We start from the raw sequence: 19,828 nt of genomic DNA, 5'->3' as shown, positions 1-19,828 counted from the left end.
TGCGGCGGGGTTATTTCCCCGCCGTTTTCTGTTTGCCGCTTTCCGCATCCAGCCCGAGCGTGCGGCCGGGAAAACCCGCCGCGTCGAAATAGCGTTGCGAGCCGACGCGCTGGAAGTTCAGCACGGTGCGCAGGCCGTTCGCCGACGGTTTCGACTTCACGGTGCCCGTGTAAGCGGTTGGCGTTGCGCCATTGGGCATCGCTTCGGTCATCACGCGGCCGATCAGCTTGCCGTTGGCTTTTTGCGTGAGCCCCAGGAGCCTGGCCGCGGTGGCGCCGACATCGGCGTTGCTGACGGGGAGGGGATCGACAAAGCCCGATTTGAAGTCGGGCCCGATCGCCGCCATGAAGTTCAGGGTATCGCCACGGCTGAAGCTGCCATGCATGCCCTGGCCCTGGCGCAGCACAGTGTCCGCAATCTGCACCGAGCAGTTGGTCGGCTCGTCGCATCCCGATGACCAGGAGCGGAAATTGACCACGATCGACGGGTGCGGCACGACCGCCTTGCCCTTCAGGCCGAGCTGCGACATCGGCAGCGTGCCCGGGAAATTCCCCAGCTCGTCATCGACAAAGAGGCCGCTGACGTAGTCCTGTTGCAGCAGTGCCTTGATGGTGCGGTCCGCGAGTTTGCGTTCCTTAGCAGGGATATAGATCAGGTCCGATCCGCCATTGGTGGCGATCACCACATCCGGTTTCGCGGGATCCTTCCCGATCAAGCCATTGCCGGCCTTGGGATGGGCGTTGTCGGCGACGCGCGCGTTCTTGTCGTTGGGGTCGAACAGCGGCAGGTCCAGCGCCTTCGCCAGATCTATGGCGAGAAAGCCCATCGGCAGAAAATCCTTCGGCGTGTCTTCGTAGGAGATTTTTGCCGCGGGGCTGGTCTTGCTTTCCTTCGAGATCGTCGAGAAGCCGTGATCGGAGGAGACGATGATGTTGGTGTTCGCGGCAAGCCCCAGTTCGTCCAGCGCCTTGCGAAGTTGCGTCAGATTATTGTCGGCATTCTTGATGCCGGCCATTGAGGTCGGTCCGTTGATGCCCGGCGTGATGGTGTTGAGGCTGTCGCCGGTATTGTGCTGGCTGCCGTCCGGATCGCGCGACCAGAACACCAGCACGAACGGCTTGTTGCGCGCCTTGAACATCGGCAGCACGACCTTGGCTGCGACGTCGGCCATGTAGGCCTGCTGCGCGACATTGGCCGTCGTGGTGCCCGGCGTCTTGGCGTCGCCGGCCTTGCTGTTTTCACCGCGCGGGGGCGTCGCCGCCGGCAGGTTGGCCTTGGTCAGTGCCTCCTTCATTTCGTCGGACAGCGCAACGCCGTTCTTGCTGCCGGTGGCGTCGTCGATGATGATCGAATGCAGCCCGGCCGCGCCGACCTTGTCGGTATGGTCGAAGATGAAGGTGGGGCCGTGCTTGCCGATGGCCGCGGTGCTGTAGCCCTTCTCGCGCGCCATCTTCAAAAGCGTCTCTTCGTTCAGGTAGTCGCCGCCAAAATGCTCGTCGACTTCGAGCAGGACAGGATTGACTTCGAGGAACGGGGTGACGGTGTTGTTGGAATGGGCGATGGGGCGGCCGGTGTAGATCGTGTTGCTGAAGGTGCCGGTATCGCCGAGGTAATGGCCGCTGGCCATCGCCGAGCCGTTCGCCATGGTGAAGGTCGGAAACAGCGAATGCGAGTTCTTGAAATTGACGCCCTTGTCGCGCACTTCGGCCATCGCGGGTGCGGTCTGCGGCGTCACGATGCGCCCGCGCAGGCCGTCCGGCACGAACAGGATCAGGTTGCGCGGGCTGGCGTTTTGCGCAGACGCCGAGGCTGCGGCAAGTGCGATCAGACCGGCTGACAGCAACAGGGTTGTGCGGCGCATCAGATTCTCCCCCACAAGAAGCGGTTCCGGTGATCCGGCGTCGCTCCCGTTTAGTTTCGCTCTGCGACAGGATTGTTACATTGTGTGGAACCGGTCTCAAGGGCGGGGAAAGGACAACGTGTAGCCCGTCCATTAAAGGTTCGGGCCTAATGGCGGAAACATCGGAGCGCCGGCGCCGTTCTCCCGCGAGGAGGCCAGCCATGAGCAAGTTCCATCAGAAAGCCGAAGCCCAGACCAAACAGATCATCGGGCAAATGCTCGGAGATGAACTGCTGGTCGAGGAGGGCAAGAAGCAGCACCGCGAAGCGATGGAGCCTGGATCGTCCACGAGAGGTCAAAACCAGGGTGATCAAGACCAGGGTGATCAGGACCACGGTGATCACGACCAGGGCATCGTCCGCGATGAGCGTGGACAGGAGCAACCTCGGGACAAGGAGCGCGCCCAGCGTGTGAGCAGAGTGGACCGGGGCGGCGATCCGCCGGGCAAGAAGCAGCGCCCCAACCGCGCTTCGTCGGTTACCTGATTCGGTTGCGGATTTAACCCGCAAGTTACAAGAAAAGAGGCGGCCCTGGGGGCCGCCTCACAAGCCTTTCATACGCTCATCCGCTCTCGTTACTGACAGATATGACGTCGACCGTCCGCGCCCCAGACCGTCGTTCCGGGCTGACAGACGAAACCGCTGTTGTAGCCGCCGTAGTAGCGACGCCCATAGTAGCCGTCATTATACGCATAGACGTCGTTTCGGAACGGCGCGGTCGCAATCGCGCCAGCGGTGCCGATGGTCCCGCCGACCACCCCGGCTGCTACGTCAGCCGGCCAGAATCCGCTGTGCCGATGGTAGTAGCGGTCACTGGTTTGATACTGCCGGATGGCATCCGACCTTCCGTGAGCATCCTGCGCCAGTGCCGGCGCCTCGACGGCAGTGGAAAGAACTGCGGCTGCGGTCAGGAGCTTCAAGTTCATAAGTTGCCTCCGTTGTAGTGGCCTTGCAGTGACTTGAGGCCAACGAACAGCGGATAGCGACCGTTCCGACATCGTGATCCGGTCATTTCAAACGGATGTGAGGTTTCAGTTCCGGTTTCATGTTCCGCCGCAAGGCGGCTTGGCGCTATTTGCGAAATGATTTCTTGCGTCAACGCACCTTCAGCGGCGACGCTGTCAGGCCGCATAGCGATTACGGTGCCAGAGCGGATAGAGCAGCCAGAATGCGAGCAAGGCGAGCAGCGCGATCGCACCCGCGCTCAACGCAATGACCGTGTTTCCGGTCGTTTTGAAAAAGACTACTGCAACGTCGCCGGAGATACCAACGGCCAGGGAGATCGAGGCGGCGATCACCAGACGAGAACCGATTTCAAAAAATTCCGCATCGTCTTCGCCCTGGAAGCCAAGGCGGTGAACCGCGGCGGGCGCCATCAGAAGGATGACGGCCAATGCCACCGCACATAGCGCGGCACAATGAATATATTTGAACAGATCGGGCAGCTCGTTGAATGCCTTCGTCAACGTGGCGATCAGTTGAAATCCGAGCAGGGCCTGGCCGCCCGGGATGATGACGCGGGCCTCGGTCAGCATTTGCTCGATCTTGGATTTCAGCGAAGTCTTGTTTGACGTTTCCTGCATCTGGTTCTTCCGATCCCGTCTCAGCGCAAAGCCGAGCCCGTAAAGCAGCGCCAGTCCGATCGCGGTAAATGACGAGCCGGCAGCGATCGCGAAGGTGCGGCCGAAAACATGTTCGAGGGCCACGAAGGCCGAGATGCCCAATCCGACGGTCAGGGGCAGCAGGCTGATGCCTGCCAGCCTCGTCGCCGTTGCGATGGCACCCACCCGGCTGTCTCCAGCGAAAATGATCTGATGAAACAGGGAAGGGGCTATCAGAAGGCTGATGCTGATCAGCATCAGCACAAGCCCTGCACCATGCATATGCCGCGCGATGTCGGAGACATCTGGAAAACGCTCCTGAAAAACAGCCTCGAACTGGAATCCGAACAGCACCTGGGCTCCAAGGATAAGGAGCCTTGATTCATCGAGCGCAGTCTTCAGGCGGCTTTCGACATCCATCGCCATCTCCGCCTAGTGAACTTCCCTCGAATTGCAGAGTTCCAGGACGGCGCGCATGCGGCACCGCGAAAGCGCTTGAATTCGGGCTGCCTGGAACGATGTCGGTCGACGCCGATTGACCGGGAGCGCTGCGCGACCTGCTCAAAGAGGCGGGCGCAACCGTTGAGTTGCAGACGTAGTGCCGCCTGAACGGCAATTGCGAGGTTACCCATGAAGAGCAAGCGCATCGGCGCCGATGAGCAGGCGCAGGTTCACGTCATCATTCTGGATTCGGGCGAGGAGGCGTTTGCAGCGCTCACCCGCTTCGCCAATGAAGCCGGGATTTCCGCGGCGTCGCTAACAGCGATCGGCGCCTTCGAGCGGGCCACCGTCGGCTGGTTCGACATCGCCTCGAAGAGCTACCGCAAGATCGAGGTCGGGGAGCAATGCGAGGTTCTCGGTGCGATCGGAGACATCGCCGTCGGCGATGACGGCAAGCCCAGCCTTCATGTCCACATCGTGTTGGGGCTTGCCGACGGCTCGACCCGCGGCGGCCATCTGCTGGCAGGCACGGTGAGGCCGACGCTCGAAGTGGTCTTGACCGAAGTCCCGGCAATGCTTCGACGAAAGAAACGGGCGGACCTCGGCATTGCGCTGATCGATGTTGCGGCTGGGCGCGCTTGAGGCGCGCCGCGCGCGTGGCTTAGGAACCATTTCGTTCAATCCAATGTTGTCAGCCCGCCAATAAAGGGAGGACGTCATGGCTGAGAAGGACCTCAACGAACTGTTTCTCGATACGCTCAAAGACATCTACTACGCCGAAAAGCAGATCCTGAAGGCGCTGCCGAAAATGGCGAAGGCTGCCAGTTCGGACAAGCTACGGGCCGCGTTCGAACAGCACCACGAAGAGACCGAGGGGCACGTCGAACGGCTGGAACAAATCTTCGAGCTGCTTGGCAAGGCCGCGCGCGGCAAGAAGTGCGATGCCATCGAAGGCCTTATCGAAGAAGGCAAGGAGATCATGGAGGAATATGCCGACACGCCTGCGCTCGACGCCGGCCTGCTGGCCGCAGCCCAATCGGTCGAACATTACGAGATTTCACGCTACGGCACCCTGAAGGCCTGGGCGGCCAAGCTCAATAATCCGCAAGCGGTGAAGCTGATCGACCAGACGCTGGCCGAAGAAAAGAAGACCGACGAAGCGCTGACCAAGATCGCGGAAACCTCCGTCAACTACGAGGCCGCGGCGTAAGACCAAAAGCCGGCCGGCGGCGCTGTGGCGAGCACCGTCGGCCCCGCTCGCAGGGCGACGCCGTAAGCGCAGGCTATTCCCGGCGCGGCAATCCAAAACCCGTCCAACGCCGGAACAGCCGTTCGACCACGGCTCCAATCGCAAGGCCGGCGACCACGTCGCTGGTCCAGTGCGCCAAGAGAACGATCCGCGTCAGGACCAGGCCGGCACCGATCGACCAGACCAGGTTGCGTTTCGCCGGCGGCAGCACCGTGGCAGCCGATGCCAGCGCGCCGACATGCATGGCATGGCCGGATGGAAAGGCATCGAAAGGTTTTCCCGAAAACGGCACGCCGTGAAGGTGCCCGCGGACCATCAGGCGGTCGGGGCGTTTCTGGTCGAAGATCGACTTCAACAGATGCGGCAGCAGCGTAACGGCAATCGTCGTCAGCAGGATATGGTTGCTGCCAGTACGATCGCGCGCGCTCCGATGCCTGCAGTAGAGCCACCAGCCGGCGGCGAGCGCGCAAACGACATGCTCGTCGGCGCCCCAGGTAAGCACCTTGGCAACCTGTTCGATTTCCGGACTGGTGTGGTCCGAAATCCGCTCCGCGATTTCGATGTCGGCCTGGGTTGGCCGTATCCGAAACAGCGCCATCCTCCGTCCTTCAACCGGAATAAAAGAAGCCCCGCCAACCCCGTCCAACGGATTTTCAAGGGATGTTCGGCGGGGCTCGGGTTCGACGTCGCGGGGGAAGGAAACGTCGATATCGGAGAACCCGCACCGGGCCTGATCGTTCCTGTGGTCGCTTCGCGGCCCACGCGTTTCACCGGCTGCGGCGGGGGCCGATCCCGCAAGGAAATGCTGCGGCAAAACGCGCGCCGAGGTAGTGGTTTTGCGAGCCGAACAAATATTTGCACAGCGGGCGCCAGCGTAAGCAAACGTTTAGCCGCCGCCCGTAAAATAGCGGCATCAACTTTTGCATTAACCTCTGGTTAGTCATGCGCCTTCTGCCGATGAAAGAGCCGGACAGGTCCTGGCGGTCGATCAAGGGCCAGTGGAAGAAAGACGCTGAAAGCGTCGGCGAGGACTTTTCGACCTTTTCGACGGGAAGCTTCACCGCCTATGACGGCCTGACCAAGGAAGGCGACCATCCCAGCCTGTACTGCCTTTCCGACGGCGAGCGGATCCATGCGGCCTGCCAGGTCAGCCGCCTGATGATGAGCAAATTCCCGTCACCGATCCTGCGGGCACGTTTTATCGTGGTGTCGCCGGTCTATGAACTGGGGATCGCGGATGCCGGCCAATACGCCCAGATGATGGTGGCGTTGTTCTCCGGCATCGTATGGCTGTCGAGGGATACGATGTCCGCAAGCCACATCCGGTTCTTCCTGAAGAGCCCTGGAGATTCGCAGTACTTTGCGGCGCTGCAAGCCTCGACGCCGGGCGCGCTGTTTTCGAAGTTCACGATCGACGGCGCGCTGATCGAGTGCAGCCTCAAGGAAGACGAGATCGAGATGGCGGAAACCGCCTGATTCCGGCGCCGCCTTAACCCCGCGATAACTCACTTTGCTAACGCCCTCTTGGGCTGTGTTCCCTACAACAAGCGCCTGTGGGGGCAGCGAAAATGCTGAATAATTCATCGCAGGACGTGATCGCGGAGAGCCAGCCGCTGTTCGGTCGCGGCTTGCCGTGGCGGATCAGGCTGGGTGCAATCCAGTGGCTGATCCTGAGCGCGACGGTCCTCGTGATCGCGATCATGCTCGGCACCGGCTATTTCGCGATGCAATACCGCGAGCGGGCGCTGGAAGTCGCCGAACGCGAGCTCAACAACAGCGCGCTGCTATTGTCACGGCATTTCGACCAGCAACTGCTGGACCTCCAGCATGTCCAGGAAGATGTCGTGGCCGGCCTGCGGGCGGACGGGGTCCACACCGCCGACGATTTCGAAAGCAAAATGTCGACGTTGAGCGCGCACGAGATGCTGCGCACCAAACTCTCGGTACTGCCGCATGTCGGCGCGTTGAATCTCTGGAGCGCCAAGGGCTGGCTGATTAATTCGTCCGAGATGTGGCCGGTGGCGGACAAGACCGTCACGGACCGGCGCTACTTCCAGGAGTTCATCTCGGGCAAGCCGACGCCCGACGTGATCGTCGAGCCGGTCGTAAGCAGGGTGACCAAGGTCTGGACGACGGTCTTTGCGCGTAAGATCACCGGCCGGCAGGGCGAGATCATCGGCTTTGCCGTCCGCGGCGTCGAACCTTCCCATTTCGAGGACTTCGTCGCATCGCTGGCGCTGGACAGCGACACCGCGATCTCGATGATTCACCGCGACGGCACCATCATCGCCCGCTATCCCAGGGACGACAAGCTGATCGGCCACAACGTCGCCAATACGGACGCGTTTCAGCGCGCGCTGGCGCTGGACGGCAGTGTTTCGGGACGCTTCATCAGCGCGAGATTGTCGGAAGACAAGGTCGGCGCGGTCAAGTCGATGAAGCACTTTCCGATCCTGATCGTCGCGACCACCCGAACGGAGACCGCACTCGCCGACTGGCGGGCGCAGAGCAGGCTGCAATTTTTTGCGGCAGCGCTGGCGATCATCGTCGTGATCGGCATGGTGTTCCTGATCGTGCGCCAGCTACGCGGCCAGCACGCCGCCGCGCAACGCAAGCTTTCGGAGAAGAGCCAGCATCTCGACACCGCCATCAACAACATGACGCAGGGCCTGCTGCTGTTCGATTCCTCAGCGCGCCTCGTAATCTGCAACCGGCAATATATCGACATGTTCGGGCTCTCGACCGACGTGGTCAAACCCGGCTGTCATCTGCGTGACCTGATCCAGCACCGCCAGGAGCGCGGCTCCTTTGTCGGCGATGTCGACGCCTATTGCGCCCGGTTTCTCGATCCCAACGGCAGCCTGGTGCAGGACACCGTGACCTCGACGCCGGACGGGCGGACGATCCGGCTGATCTTCAAGCGGTCGCCGGACGGCGGCTGGGCCGCGACATTGGAAGACGTCACCGAAGGGCGGCGCGACCAGGCCAGGATCGAGCATCTCGCCCATTATGACGCGCTGACCAATCTGCCGAACCGCTCGCTGTTCCAGCATCATGCGGAAGGGCTGCTGATGGAAACCGAGGGGCGCGAGTTCGCGATCCTCTATATCGACATCGACGAGTTCAAGCGCATCAACGACACGCTGGGACATCTGATCGGCGACGAGTTCCTGAAGGGCGTGGCGGAGCGGCTGCGCCAGTCGGTCGGCCCTGAGGATTTCATCGCCCGTCTCGGCGGGGATGAATTCGCCATCCTTCAGCACGGCATCGAGAGCACCGAGGACGTTCACGGCCTGGTCGCGCGGATCTATCAGGCGCTGCGCACCCCGTTCGACTGCCACGGCCACCAGCTTTCCAGCGACGCCAGCATCGGCATCGCGATCGCCCCGCGCGACGGCTCGGATCTGTTCGATCTCTTGAAGAACGCCGATCTGGCCATGTATGCGGCGAAGGCGGCCGGCCGCAGAACCTACCGCTTCTTCGACCCCGAGATGGAGCAACAGGCCAATCATCGCCGCGAGCTGGAGGCGGACTTGCGCACGGCGCTGGCGCAGGGCGCCTTCGAACTGCACTATCAGCCGCAGGTCGATCTGCGCAGCGACCGCGTCACCGGCTGCGAGGCGCTATTGCGCTGGCGGCATCCGGTGCGTGGCATGGTTTCGCCGGCCGACTTCGTGCCGGTCGCCGAGGAAACCGGCCTGATCGAGGAGATCGGGCAGTGGGTGCTGCGCACCGCCTGCGCGGAAGCCGCGACCTGGCCTAGCGATGTCCGCATCGCCGTCAATGTCTCGCCGATCCAGTTCCGGTCGGAAACGCTGTCGCTGAAAGTGGCGGCGGCACTCACCGAGAGCGGGCTCGACCCGCGAAGGCTCGAGCTGGAGATCACGGAAGCCGTGCTGATCGCGGACGACGACGCTGCGCTTGCGACGCTGAACCAGCTTCGCGCGCTCGGGGTCCACATCGCGCTCGACGATTTCGGAACCGGCTATTCCTCGCTGCAATATCTGCAGCGCTTCCCGTTCGACAAGATCAAGATCGACCGCTCCTTCGTCAAGGAAGTGACGCGCAATTCCTCGTCGGCCTCGATCATCCGCGCGGTGGTGAGCATCGCCGCCGACCGCAACATGTTCACGACCGCAGAAGGCGTCGAGACCCTGCAGCAGCGCGAGACCGTGCAGAATCTCGGATGCACCCAGATGCAGGGCTACCTGTTCAGCGCGGCGCGTCCGGCGCAGGAAGTCCGCGCGCTGCTCGGCACGGGTGAGGCCGGCGTCGAGGCCGCGGCCTGAGGTTGGAGACCAGGTTGCTTCAGGTCTGCTGCGGCCGCGCCTCGGAAATCGCCTTCCGGAGAATCCGCGACAGCAATTCCACCGAATAGGGTTTCTGGATCAACTCGAAGCCGCGATGGGCGCTCTCCGCCAGCACGTTGCTATAGCCGCTGGTCAGCACCACCGGCAGGCCGGGGTAGCGCTCGCGCACGATGCCGGCGAGCTCGACGCCGTTCATCCCGGGCATGATGACGTCGGAAAACACCAGGTCAGCGGAAAACTCGTCCTCGGCAAGGATCGCCAACGCCGCATCCGCGCTGGCGACGCGGCGGACGGTGTAGCCGAGATCTTCCAATAGCTCGGTGGAGAACTGTCCGACGTCGTCATTGTCCTCGACCACCAGGACGCGGTAGCCGCGGCCGCGGGCGGCGGGTTCGCTGCCGGTCGCGGCGGCCTCGACGGCATCGGCCGGCACCGTAGCCTGCGGCAGGTAGACCGTAAACGTCGCGCCCTGGCCGGGCTCGCTTGCGACGGCGATGTCGCCATCGGACTGCTTGGCAAAGCCGAACGCCTGGCTGAGGCCGAGGCCGGTGCCCTTGCCGACTTCCTTGGTGGTGAAGAACGGCTCGAAGATCGTCTCGAGCAGGGCAGGCTCGATGCCGGTGCCGGTGTCGGTCACGGTGATGGCGACGAAGTCGCCGCTGCGGGCGGACTGGGCGCGCAGCGGCGGGATGGCATCTACTTTCCGGACGCTGATGGTCAGCCGGCCCTCGCTGTCCATGGCATCACGGCTGTTGACGGCGAGGTTCATCAGCGCGGTTTCGAACTGCGCGACATCGGCGATCGCGAAGCAATTGAGGTCGGCGATGTCGACGTCGATCCTGATCCGGGCGCCGACCAGCGGGCGGATCAGTTGCGCCACCGCCTCGACCTGGGTGCCGACATTGAACACCTGCGGCTTCAAGGGCTGCCGGCGGGCGAACGCCAGCAATTGCCCGGTCAGCTTGGAGGCGCGTTCCACTGTCTCGGCAATCGCGTCGATGTAGCGCCGGCGCCGCTCCTCCGGCAGCTCGCGGCGGCGCAGGAAGTCGGTCGCGGACCGGATGATGGTCAGAAGATTGTTGAAATCGTGCGCAACTCCGCCGGTCAATTGCCCGACCGCTTCCATCTTTTGCGACTGGCGCAGCGCTTCCTCGCCCTGGCGGCGCTCGGTAATGTCGATCGCCTCCGGCACCGCGCCGATGACGGTGCCGTGCTGGTCGTGCAGCGGGCGCATCGCGAATTCGAAATAGCGGTCGCCGATCGGCAGGTGCAGCAGCATCTCGGTCTGGATCTCTTCGCCCATCATGACGGCGACGAACGCCTTGTGGACGGTCTCGCGCATGCCGGGGGTCGCGGAAAACCACGGCGTTTCCCATAATGGCTTGCCGATCACGTCGCCGGCGTCGGTGCACATTCCGGCAAGTGCCGTCTTGTTCGCGTAGAGGACGTCGCCGTGCGGGTTGAGCAGCGCCTGATACTGGTGGCTGGTCTCCAGGATCGCGCGCATCTGGGCTTCGTTGGATTCCAGTTGCGCCGTTCGCTCGGTGATCCGCAATTCGAGGATTTCGTTCAGCCGGCGCAGATCGTGCTCGGCCTGCTTGGCGGCGGTGATGTCGTGGGCGACGCCGATGAAGCCGATATGATTGCCGGTCGGATCCCAGCGCGGCTGGGATTCGGAGCGCAGCCACCGCCATTCGCCGTCGGCGCGCTGGTAGCGGGCCTCCAGCACGAACGGCTTGAGCGAGGCCTCGCCGGCGATTGATTCCTGCACGACGCGCTGCTGGTCGTCCGGATGCAGGCGCTTGCGCCAGTCGAACACGATGGCTTCCTCGAACGGCAGCCCGAGGAAATCGAGATAGGCCTGGTTGGCGAAGGAACGCGTGCGGTCGAGCTTGGTGACCCAGATCGGCACCGGCGCGCTGTTGGCGATCAGGCGGAAGCGCTCCTCGCTTTCGCGCAAGGTTGCCTGCGCCAGCATTTGGGGGGTGACGTCGCAATCGGCGCCGACCAGCCGCAGCGCGCGACCGTCGCGGTCGCGCTCGATCTTGGCGACGACGCGGATCCAGCGCATCGTGCCGTCGTTCGGCCGCACGATGCGGTATTCGGCCGAATAGTCTTCGTTCTCGCTCTTCAGCACGCCGAACAGATGTTGGACCGTTCGCTCGCGGTCCTCGGGATGGATTCGGCTGACCCATTCCTCGTACGTCTCGTTGGCCGCCTCGGGCGGCAAGCCGTGCACCAGGAGATATTCGGGGGAGCGGCGATTCTTGACGCCGTCGCGGAAATCGATTTCGAGACCGCCGACGCCGGCGATGCGCTGGATTCGTGCCAGCTCCGCCTCGCGTTCCTGCAGGGCGCGATGAGCCCTGTCGCGCTCGTCCGCGATTTCCTCTAGATGTTGCCGCAAGCGTTCGGCGGCGGCAATTTCAGGCAAGACGTTCGAAGTGTCCGAAGGGGTCATGCGCACCGGCAACCTTTGCCGGTACCTTCACACAGGAAGCGGCAGCTTTGCCAGCCTCATTTGCTCTTGGTGGTTGATCGGCAGTTATAGGCTCTGCGGAACCCGGCGGCCTGCGCGTCTTCCTCGGAGCAAAACCAGCGATCCGGCCTGGTCAGTCCCGGGTAGGAGCGGCACATCTGGAGGTGGTAGATGCCGAGGTTCCCGGTGACGCGCGCGCGGACGGCGTATTTGCCCTTGATGTTGCAACCCGCCGGCATCACGAGATCTTCCGGGAACAAGGCCTCGCGGATTTCACGATCTCGGTCGGCGCGGCACGAGGCGCCGAGCAGGGGGCTGTCCTTCTTGCCGGCGCGGAACTCGCGGGGCGCGGCAAAGCAGCCTTTCCATAATCCCTGACGGTCGTCTTTGGCGCGGGCTTCGTCCACGTTGAAGCGACCGCTGGCGGAGGTTTCGACATTCAAGGCAAAGCCGTTGCGGACCAGCAACTGGCTGAGACTTGTGGTGTCGCCTTCGATCTTGCAGACGCCGATACGCCGTTTCTTGTAGGTGGGATCGGGACCCAGATCGTCGCAGCGCACCTGTTTGCCGCCGATCAGTTTTGTCAGTTGATCGCGCGCCTCGATACCGCAGGTCCAGCTATCGGCATTCTGGTCGATGCAGAGTTGATCGACGGTGGGCGCCTCGATGCCGTCGAGCCGGTAGGTGACATTGCCGACCTGAAGCGTGCTGCCATCCCGGACGATGGCGGTGGCGGCCAAACTCTGGCTGGCCGGAAGTACGATCGATAGCAACGCCGCAACCAGAAAAATACGTGACCGCATCTGTTTCATTTCAAATCAATTCCACACCCGCGAGAGCCTTCTAGCATAAGGGAGCGCGATTGAACCAAGATGCTGGCGCTAATCGCGCATGAAAGCAGGTTGGGGAAAACCGTCAGGGCAGTTGTTGGTCGGACGCCGAATGGCTCATTGACTTCGTTAGAACAAAATAGGAACATAGGCAACGTCACCCACCACGGAATATTTGCCATGTCGTCCTCTTCACAGCCGAAATCCGAAGAGCACGACGAGCTGGAATCTGCAGTGGATCAGGCTATTTCCGCCTGCGGTGGCGATCTGCGGGCGACGATCCGGGCGCTGATCTTGGCCAATGAATATCTGGAATCCGAGGTCGGCGAGCTGATGAAGGCGGTATCCCATGCTTATGCGCGGGGCCGCTTCAACGCCTATTCCGGGTGAATTGCCGCCGGCCGGCGCAACCGGCCGATACGAGACCGTTGCCTCCATCGATTTTTGCTGTACGACGGGTGTGTTACCCGCGTCCCGCATGTCGCATTGCGGGGGAGGATCCCGCCCAACGCTCAAGCAAGAAGAACATGTTCAAACGAATTCTGATCGCAAATCGCGGCGAGATCGCCTGCCGGGTCATCAAGACTGCGCGCCGTATGGGGATCGAGACGGTCGCGGTGTATTCCGAGGCGGACCGCGATGCGCTTCATGTCGAAATGGCCGATGACGCCGTGCTGATCGGTCCGCCGGCGGCGGCGGAGAGTTATCTTCTGATCGACAAGATCATCGATGCCTGCCGCAAGATCGGCGCACAGGCCGTGCATCCCGGCTATGGCTTCCTGTCCGAGCGCGAGGCGTTTCCGCGCGCGCTTGCCAAGGCGGGCATCGTCTTCATCGGCCCCAATCCGGGCGCCATTGCCGCGATGGGCGACAAGATCGAATCCAAGAAGGCCGCCGCCAAAGCAAAAGTTTCGACCGTGCCCGGGCATCTCGGCGTCATCGAGGACGAAAAACATGCGGTGAAGATCGCCGACGAGATCGGCTATCCGGTGATGATCAAGGCCTCCGCCGGCGGCGGCGGCAAGGGCATGCGGATCGCGCATTCGACGAAGGAAGTCGCTGAAGGTTTCAAGCTCGCCAAGGCGGAAGCGAAATCCTCGTTCGGCGACGACCGCGTCTTCATCGAAAAATTCATCGTCGATCCCCGCCACATCGAAATCCAGGTGCTGGGGGACAAGCATGGCAACGTGATCCATCTCGGCGAGCGCGAATGTTCGATCCAGCGCCGCAACCAGAAGGTCATCGAGGAGGCGCCGTCGCCGCTGCTCGACGAGACCACCCGCCGCAAGATGGGCGAGCAGGCGGTCGCCCTGGCAAAGGCCGTGCACTACGACTCCGCCGGCACCGTCGAGTTCGTCGCCGGCCAGGACAAGAGTTTTTACTTCCTGGAGATGAACACCCGTCTGCAGGTCGAGCATCCCGTCACCGAGCTCGTCACCGGCATCGACCTCGTCGAGCAGATGATCCGGGTTGCCGCCGGCGAGAAGCTTTCGATCGCGCAAAAGGATGTAACGCTGACGGGATGGGCGGTGGAATCCCGCGTCTATGCCGAGGATCCGTTCCGCAACTTCCTGCCATCCATCGGACGACTGGTAAAATACCGCCCGCCCGCGGAAGCGAGCCAGGACGGCATCACCATCCGCAACGATACCGGTGTGCAGGAAGGCGGCGAAATCTCGATCCACTACGATCCGATGATTGCCAAACTCGTGACGCATGCGCCGTCGCGGGCGGCGGCGATCGAAGCGCAGTCGACCGCGCTGGATGCGTTCTACGTCGATGGTATCAGGCACAACATACCGTTCCTGTCGGCGCTGATGAACCATCCGCGCTGGCGTGAGGGCACGCTTTCCACCGGCTTCATCGCGGAGGAATTCCCGAAGGGCTTTTCCGCGCGTCCGCCGGAAGGCGAGATTGCGCGGCGGCTGGCAGCCGTCGGAGCTGCGATCGATCATGTGCTGGGCGAGCGCAAGCGGCAGATTTCCGGACAGATGAGCGGCCGGCTGGTGCAACGCGAACGCCGCCGCGCGGTGTGGCTCGATCGCGACGAAATCGCGCTCGATGTGGCGCGCGAGGCCGAGGGCATCGCGGTGCGTTTCATCGGCACCGATGGTCTTCCCGGCAATCCGCACAATCTGGTCTCGGCCTGGACGCCGGGCGAACCGGTCTGGCATGGTACCATCGACGGCCATTTCGTCGCGATGCAGGTGCGCACGATCCCGAACGGCATCCGCCTGGCGCATCAGGGCTATGAAGTCGCCGTCAACGTCTTCACCGAAAGCGAGGCGGCCGCCGCCCGGCTGATGCCGGTGAATTCCGCTGCAGACACCGGCAAGAAGCTGCTGTGCCCGATGCCGGGGCTCGTGGTGTCGATTGCCGTCAACGAAGGCCAGGAGGTCAAGTCCGGCGAGACATTGGCCGTAGTCGAAGCGATGAAGATGCAGAACGTGCTGCGCGCCGAGCGCGACGGCACGGTGAAGAAGATTCACGCCGCGGCCGGCGCCACGCTGGCGGTGGATGCGCTGATCCTGGAGTTTGCGTAACGTCATTGCCTGCGCTCGCAACGACGGCGGATAGAACTGAGGGCACCATGGCTTTTCGTCAGCGCCGAGAGAAACTGCGTTCGATTCTCAACGGCTCCACCTGCATCCGGCCCGGATCGGTCTATGACGCGACCTCGATCCGCATTGCTGAAGACCTCGGATTCGAGCTCGGCATGTTCGGCGGCTCGGTGGCCTCGCTGGTCGTGCTCGGCGATCCCGACATTGCGCTGATTACATTGACGGAGCTCGCCGAACAGATGCGGCGGATGTCGCGCGCCTCGACATTGCCGGTACTGGTCGATGCCGACCACGGCTATGGCAACGCGCTCAACGTCCGCCGCACCATCCAGGAACTCGAAGCCGCCGGCGCGGCGGGGCTCACGATCGAGGATACGCTGTTGCCGCCGGCGTTCGGACAGGCCGGAACGCAACTGATCCCGCTGGAAGAAGGCGTCGGCAAGATGAAGGCCGCGCTCGACGGCCGCAGCGACCCGTCGCTGGTCGTCATGGGGCGCACCGGCGCTGTATCCATCGCCGGTCTCGACGACGCGATTGTACGCGCGCGGGCGTACGAGGCCACCGGCGTCGATGCGCTGTTCTTCACCGGCATCAGGAACCGCGGGGAGCTGGAAGCCATTTCGGCTGCGACGCGCCTTCCGATCGTGCTCGGCGGCGCGTCCGAGGATATGACTGCGCTCGATTATCTCAGAAGCCAGCGCGTGCGGATCGCGCTGCAGGGCCATGCGCCTTTCGCGGCCGCCACGCAGGCCGTCTATGATACGCTGAAGGCGTTGCGTGAGGGAGCCTCGCCGAAGAACCTGAGGGGGCTGGCGTCGACCGAACTCACCGGCATGGCGATGCGCGAGTCGGAAGTTAAAGCGCGCAGCGGTGAATTTCTTGGATTGAAGAAGTCATGAGCGACACGATCCGCCATATCACGATCAGGGGGCGGGTGCAGGGCGTCGGCTACCGTGCCTGGGTGGAGGATGAGGCGACCGCGCGCAGCCTCGAGGGCTGGGTGCGCAATCGCCGGGACGGCAGCGTGGAAGCGACGTTCGCCGGGCCGGCTGATGTGGTGACTGGCATGATCGATTCGTGTCGGCGCGGACCATCGTCGGCATTGGTCGATGCGCTGCAGGACGAAGCCGCTGGTGCCGACATGCTGAGGCTGAGGCGGGCAGGAGAGCGCTTCTCGGTGCTGCCGACGATCTGAGCGTCGTGATATGGCTGGTACGAGCTTTACGACAAAATCGTCGACGAAATCGGTGGTCCCGGCGGGCTCAGCATCCATGGCTTCGCTCTGATGATGATGGGTGGTTTGCTGAGGTCCGCGATAGGAGCAGACCGTTGGCTGGAAGCGCGCTTTGACAGTCGCTTGAAGGCGAGGTTCAATCGCCAATCGTGACCATATTGGCCTTACAAAGCGTAGTGGATCGGATCGGCGCCGAGCATGTGGAACGGCGGCTGAAAGTTGAGACTGAACATGAGGCTCAAATTTTTGGCCAGGGATTGATCATCTTCAATCTCGAAAATTGGTACTCCGCGCCTTGGATCATTGAAAGCGCGCTGAGGCTGGTGGGGCTGTACAACCGCGCGCGTCACAATGCCGATCAGATCGCCATTAGGACAAATCTACTCGAATTTGAGAGTCTTCCACCGGCATTTGCAAATTTCACGATTCTTCATCTCAGTGACCTGCACGCAGACATCAGCGTGGGAGCGATGCAGCACCTCATCGGCATTGTCGGCAACCTCGAGTACGACATTTGCGTATTGACGGGAGACTATCGCGGAAAAACCTATGGACCATTCGACCCGAGCCTTAAAAGCATCCGTGAGCTGACGGCCCGGTTAAAAGGGCCGGTGTATGGAGTGCTCGGCAATCACGACAGCATATACATGGTGCCGGCGCTGGAAGAGATGGGGATCCGGATGCTCTTCAATGAGTGCGAAACAATTTCGCGCCAAAATAGTCAGATCTATCTGGCAGGCATCGACGATGCGCATTTCTATCGGACCGACGACATTGCGAAGGCGGCGAAGCGAATTCCAAGCGGCGCATTTTCCATTTTGCTGTCTCACACGCCCGAGGTCTATAGCGAGGCGGCCAACGCCGGTTTCAATCTAATGCTCAGCGGACATACCCACGGCGGACAGCTCTGCCTTCCCGGCGGGATTCCAATCAAGTTGGAGGCTCGCTTACCGCGCTCGATGGGTGCGGGCGCGTGGCATCACGGTAGAATGGTCGGTTACACGTCAGTTGGTGCCGGAACGAGCCTGTTGCCCGTTCGCTTAAACTGTCCGCCGGAAATTACCTTGCACACGCTTCGGCAGCGAATGTAAGCGAAACCTCGCGCCTAATGCGTCCGCTCACCCGGCGCGACCTCGCCGTCGTGCTGGATGGACGCGCTCTCGACATATTGCAGGTCGAGTGAGGAATAAACGATGCTGCGATTACGGCCGAGACGCTTGGCTTCATAGAGCGCGGTGTCGGCTTCTCCGACCAGCGCGGCCTCGTCGAGCGTCGAGCGGCTTTTGGCGGCGACGCCCGCGCTGATGGTGATGTAGCCGCGGCTGGAGGCCGTGTTCGGAATGCCCAGGGCTCGCACGGTCAGCCGGATGGATTCAGCGACCTTCAACGCGTCATCCTCCGATGTGTTCGGCAACACGATGGCGAATTCCTCGCCGCCATAGCGCGCGGACAGGCCTGACGTATCGGCGGTCGCGTTGCCGATGGCTTTCGCAACCGCCTGCAGGCAACGGTCGCCGGCCTGATGCCCGTAGGTGTCGTTGTAGCCCTTGAAATTGTCGATATCGAACAGCAGCACCGCAATCTGATCGCAGGCTTCGTATTCGCGCCGCAGGTAGCCGTCGAAGGTGCGGCGGTTGGTCAGGCCGGTCAGTCCGTCGGTGGCAGCGAGCTGGGTGAGGCGGCGGTTGAGCTGGGTCAGCTCGTCTTCCATCCGCTTGCGTTCGGTGACGTCGCGGATGACGCAGAGGAATTCCGTCCGGGCGGGGTCGCTCGGTTCCGATGCCAGCTTGAACTTGCTTTCCACCCACGCCAGCGTCCCGTCGCCGCGATAGTGCCGGAACACGACGGTGCTGACGCTGTCGATTCCGTTGATCCGTGCGGTCGCCGATTTGACGCTCTCCCTGTCGTCGGGATGCACCAGGTCAAAGCATGATTTGCCGAGAATATCTTTCGGGCGCAATCCCAGCACCGGCTCGGCCGACCGCGAAAACATAGCGCAACAGGCTGCGGGCATCGATCAGGATGATGATGTCGGCGATGTTGTTCGCCAGCAACCGGTAATGCGCCTCGCGTTCGCGCAGCGCGCGTTCGCTCTTGCTGCGGAAGCGGAATTGCAGGGCCAGCAACGCTGCCAGCATCAGGATCATGCACAACAGCACCCCGGCGACGATGGCGTCGGTCCGCAATCCCTTCCACCATTCGGCGAGCAGCCAGTCTTCCGACACCGCCACGGTGACGACTGCCGGATATTGCGGCGTTTCCTCGTAGCCGAAATGCTTCACGATGCCGTCGAACGGCGAGATGATCTTGTAGTATCCGACGGAGCTCAGCTTGAGATGCTTTGAGAACAGGTCGGTCCGGGAAAGATCCCTGGTCTTGTCCGACGCCGGCCAGCGTATCAGGAGCGTACCATCATTCCGTATCAGGCTGATGCCGCCGTCGGGACCGAGCTGGAATGTCCGGTAAAAGCCGTTGAAATAATCCTTGTCGATCGCTGCGGCGACGACCCCGCCAAAGCTGCCGTCGAGCTTGGTGATACGTTTCGAGAGAACGATCATTGAGGATCGATCGTCCACACGGGATTGCAACGGCTCGCTGATCCGAAGCGTCTTGTCCGGCGTATCGCGGTGATGGGCGAAATAATTCCGTTCCGAGACGTTGTGGCGCGGTGTTTCCGGAAATGACGAATAGGTCCAGTTGCCGTTGGCGTCGGCGACGCCGATGCCCCGCAATTGGGGCAGCGTCTTCGCCGTTTCGGCCAGGTACTTGTTGAACCGGTCCGGCTCGGGATCCCGGTATTTCAGCAGGTCCACCATTCCCGCCATCGCGATATCGACCGCCTGAATGGTGTGCGAGGCATGCTCGGCAAGCGAATGGACGAGATTCTGGATGTCGGCACTGCCGCTCGCCAGCGTCGCCTTCTTGGCGTCGAGCGCCTTCCAGGCCATGACGCCCAGGACGCAGGCGGTCATGACCAGCGCAAAGGTGATGACCAGGGACGTCGATGTGATCCGCCGCAGCGGCCCGCCCGGGTCCGGGGGATTTCGATAGGGCATGCTTTGCCTTGATGACCGCGCCAGACCTCGTTGCCGGCAACGCGAAAAGGAAATCTAGGACGCGATCGTGCCGAAGCGGTTAACGAATCGACCGGGAACACGATGGAACCGGGGTTCATACGGGTTCCTTTCGCAGGGGCCTCTAGTCGAACCGCGGCATCGGGCAGA

At 62.5% G+C, this 19,828-nt stretch carries 18 protein-coding genes; 10 read left to right on the top strand and 8 right to left on the bottom strand.

Annotation, left to right across the window (positions count from 1 at the left end):
• Positions 1-10: 10 nt before the first annotated feature.
• Positions 11-1,861 carry an alkaline phosphatase family protein gene (locus V1288_RS31785; protein WP_334360774.1) on the bottom strand — a complete coding sequence of 617 codons (1,851 nt, stop codon included), beginning with the start codon at positions 1,859-1,861 and terminating at the stop codon, positions 11-13.
• Between the two features lie 200 nt (positions 1,862-2,061).
• Between V1288_RS31785 and V1288_RS31780 the strand changes: the two genes are divergently transcribed.
• Entirely contained in the window at positions 2,062-2,385 is a 324-nt protein-coding gene (locus V1288_RS31780; RefSeq protein WP_334360773.1) for a hypothetical protein, read from the top strand.
• A gap of 89 nt (positions 2,386-2,474) precedes the next feature.
• Here V1288_RS31780 and V1288_RS31775 read toward each other — a convergent pair whose 3' ends face one another.
• Complete coding sequence (locus V1288_RS31775) at positions 2,475-2,825, bottom strand: hypothetical protein (protein WP_334360772.1); 351 nt, start codon at positions 2,823-2,825, stop codon at positions 2,475-2,477.
• Positions 2,826-3,020: 195 nt separating this feature from the next.
• Positions 3,021-3,920 carry a DUF6328 family protein gene (locus V1288_RS31770; RefSeq protein WP_334360771.1) on the bottom strand — a complete coding sequence of 300 codons (900 nt, stop codon included), beginning with the start codon at positions 3,918-3,920 and terminating at the stop codon, positions 3,021-3,023.
• Between the two features lie 210 nt (positions 3,921-4,130).
• Here V1288_RS31770 and V1288_RS31765 point away from each other — a divergent pair, with 210 nt between their 5' ends.
• Together V1288_RS31765 and V1288_RS31760 are read left to right on the top strand one after the other, a co-directional pair.
• On the top strand, positions 4,131-4,583 hold the full coding sequence (locus V1288_RS31765; RefSeq protein ID WP_334360770.1) for a PPC domain-containing DNA-binding protein: 453 nt from the start codon (positions 4,131-4,133) through the stop codon (positions 4,581-4,583).
• A gap of 76 nt (positions 4,584-4,659) precedes the next feature.
• Positions 4,660-5,151: a YciE/YciF ferroxidase family protein gene (locus tag V1288_RS31760; RefSeq protein WP_334360769.1), complete on the top strand. Its 492-nt coding sequence runs from the start codon at positions 4,660-4,662 to the stop codon at positions 5,149-5,151.
• 73 nt (positions 5,152-5,224) lie between these two features.
• Here V1288_RS31760 and V1288_RS31755 read toward each other — a convergent pair whose 3' ends face one another.
• Complete coding sequence (locus tag V1288_RS31755) at positions 5,225-5,788, bottom strand: phosphatase PAP2 family protein (RefSeq protein WP_334360768.1); 564 nt, start codon at positions 5,786-5,788, stop codon at positions 5,225-5,227.
• A gap of 344 nt (positions 5,789-6,132) precedes the next feature.
• On the opposite strand from V1288_RS31755, the gene V1288_RS31750 reads away from it, so the two are divergent.
• A complete protein-coding gene (locus V1288_RS31750; RefSeq protein ID WP_334360767.1) occupies positions 6,133-6,666 on the top strand; it encodes a hypothetical protein in 534 nt (177 codons plus the stop codon).
• Between the two features lie 92 nt (positions 6,667-6,758).
• The gene (locus tag V1288_RS31745; protein ID WP_334360766.1) at positions 6,759-9,479 is read left to right on the top strand and encodes a bifunctional diguanylate cyclase/phosphodiesterase; all 2,721 of its coding nucleotides are present in this window, start codon (positions 6,759-6,761) and stop codon (positions 9,477-9,479) included.
• 19 nt (positions 9,480-9,498) lie between these two features.
• Here V1288_RS31745 and V1288_RS31740 read toward each other — a convergent pair whose 3' ends face one another.
• Positions 9,499-11,961, bottom strand: coding sequence for a PAS domain S-box protein (locus V1288_RS31740; RefSeq protein ID WP_442893883.1), 2,463 nt, complete (start codon positions 11,959-11,961; stop codon positions 9,499-9,501).
• Positions 11,962-12,017: 56 nt separating this feature from the next.
• Positions 12,018-12,782: a thermonuclease family protein gene (locus V1288_RS31735; RefSeq protein WP_334360764.1), complete on the bottom strand. Its 765-nt coding sequence runs from the start codon at positions 12,780-12,782 to the stop codon at positions 12,018-12,020.
• A gap of 207 nt (positions 12,783-12,989) precedes the next feature.
• On the opposite strand from V1288_RS31735, the gene V1288_RS31730 reads away from it, so the two are divergent.
• The 5 genes from V1288_RS31730 (at position 12,990) to V1288_RS31710 (ending at position 17,695) form a co-directional block, all read left to right on the top strand.
• Entirely contained in the window at positions 12,990-13,199 is a 210-nt protein-coding gene (locus V1288_RS31730) for a hypothetical protein (protein ID WP_334361456.1), read from the top strand.
• Positions 13,200-13,336: 137 nt separating this feature from the next.
• Positions 13,337-15,352: an acetyl/propionyl/methylcrotonyl-CoA carboxylase subunit alpha gene (locus tag V1288_RS31725; protein ID WP_334360763.1), complete on the top strand. Its 2,016-nt coding sequence runs from the start codon at positions 13,337-13,339 to the stop codon at positions 15,350-15,352.
• A 47-nt stretch (positions 15,353-15,399) separates the two neighbouring features.
• Positions 15,400-16,269 (top strand): isocitrate lyase/PEP mutase family protein, encoded by an 870-nt coding sequence (locus V1288_RS31720; protein ID WP_334360762.1) that lies wholly within the window; start codon positions 15,400-15,402, stop codon positions 16,267-16,269.
• The gene (locus V1288_RS31715) at positions 16,266-16,565 is read left to right on the top strand and encodes an acylphosphatase (RefSeq protein WP_334360761.1); all 300 of its coding nucleotides are present in this window, start codon (positions 16,266-16,268) and stop codon (positions 16,563-16,565) included. Before V1288_RS31720 ends, V1288_RS31715 begins: the two co-directional genes overlap by 4 nt.
• 188 nt (positions 16,566-16,753) lie before the next feature.
• Complete coding sequence (locus V1288_RS31710) at positions 16,754-17,695, top strand: metallophosphoesterase (RefSeq protein ID WP_334360760.1); 942 nt, start codon at positions 16,754-16,756, stop codon at positions 17,693-17,695.
• A gap of 14 nt (positions 17,696-17,709) precedes the next feature.
• Here V1288_RS31710 and V1288_RS31705 read toward each other — a convergent pair whose 3' ends face one another.
• Positions 17,710-18,564: a sensor domain-containing diguanylate cyclase gene (locus V1288_RS31705; protein WP_334360759.1), complete on the bottom strand. Its 855-nt coding sequence runs from the start codon at positions 18,562-18,564 to the stop codon at positions 17,710-17,712.
• Positions 18,527-19,660 carry a cache domain-containing protein gene (locus tag V1288_RS31700; protein ID WP_334360758.1) on the bottom strand — a complete coding sequence of 378 codons (1,134 nt, stop codon included), beginning with the start codon at positions 19,658-19,660 and terminating at the stop codon, positions 18,527-18,529. The genes V1288_RS31705 and V1288_RS31700 overlap by 38 nt, the downstream gene beginning before the upstream one ends.
• Between the last annotated feature and the right edge of the window lie 168 nt (positions 19,661-19,828).

Origin of the sequence: Bradyrhizobium sp. AZCC 2176, from assembly GCF_036924645.1 — a bacterium.
GTDB lineage: Bacteria > Pseudomonadota > Alphaproteobacteria > Rhizobiales > Xanthobacteraceae > Bradyrhizobium.
This window is presented reverse-complemented; position numbering and strand designations above follow the sequence as displayed.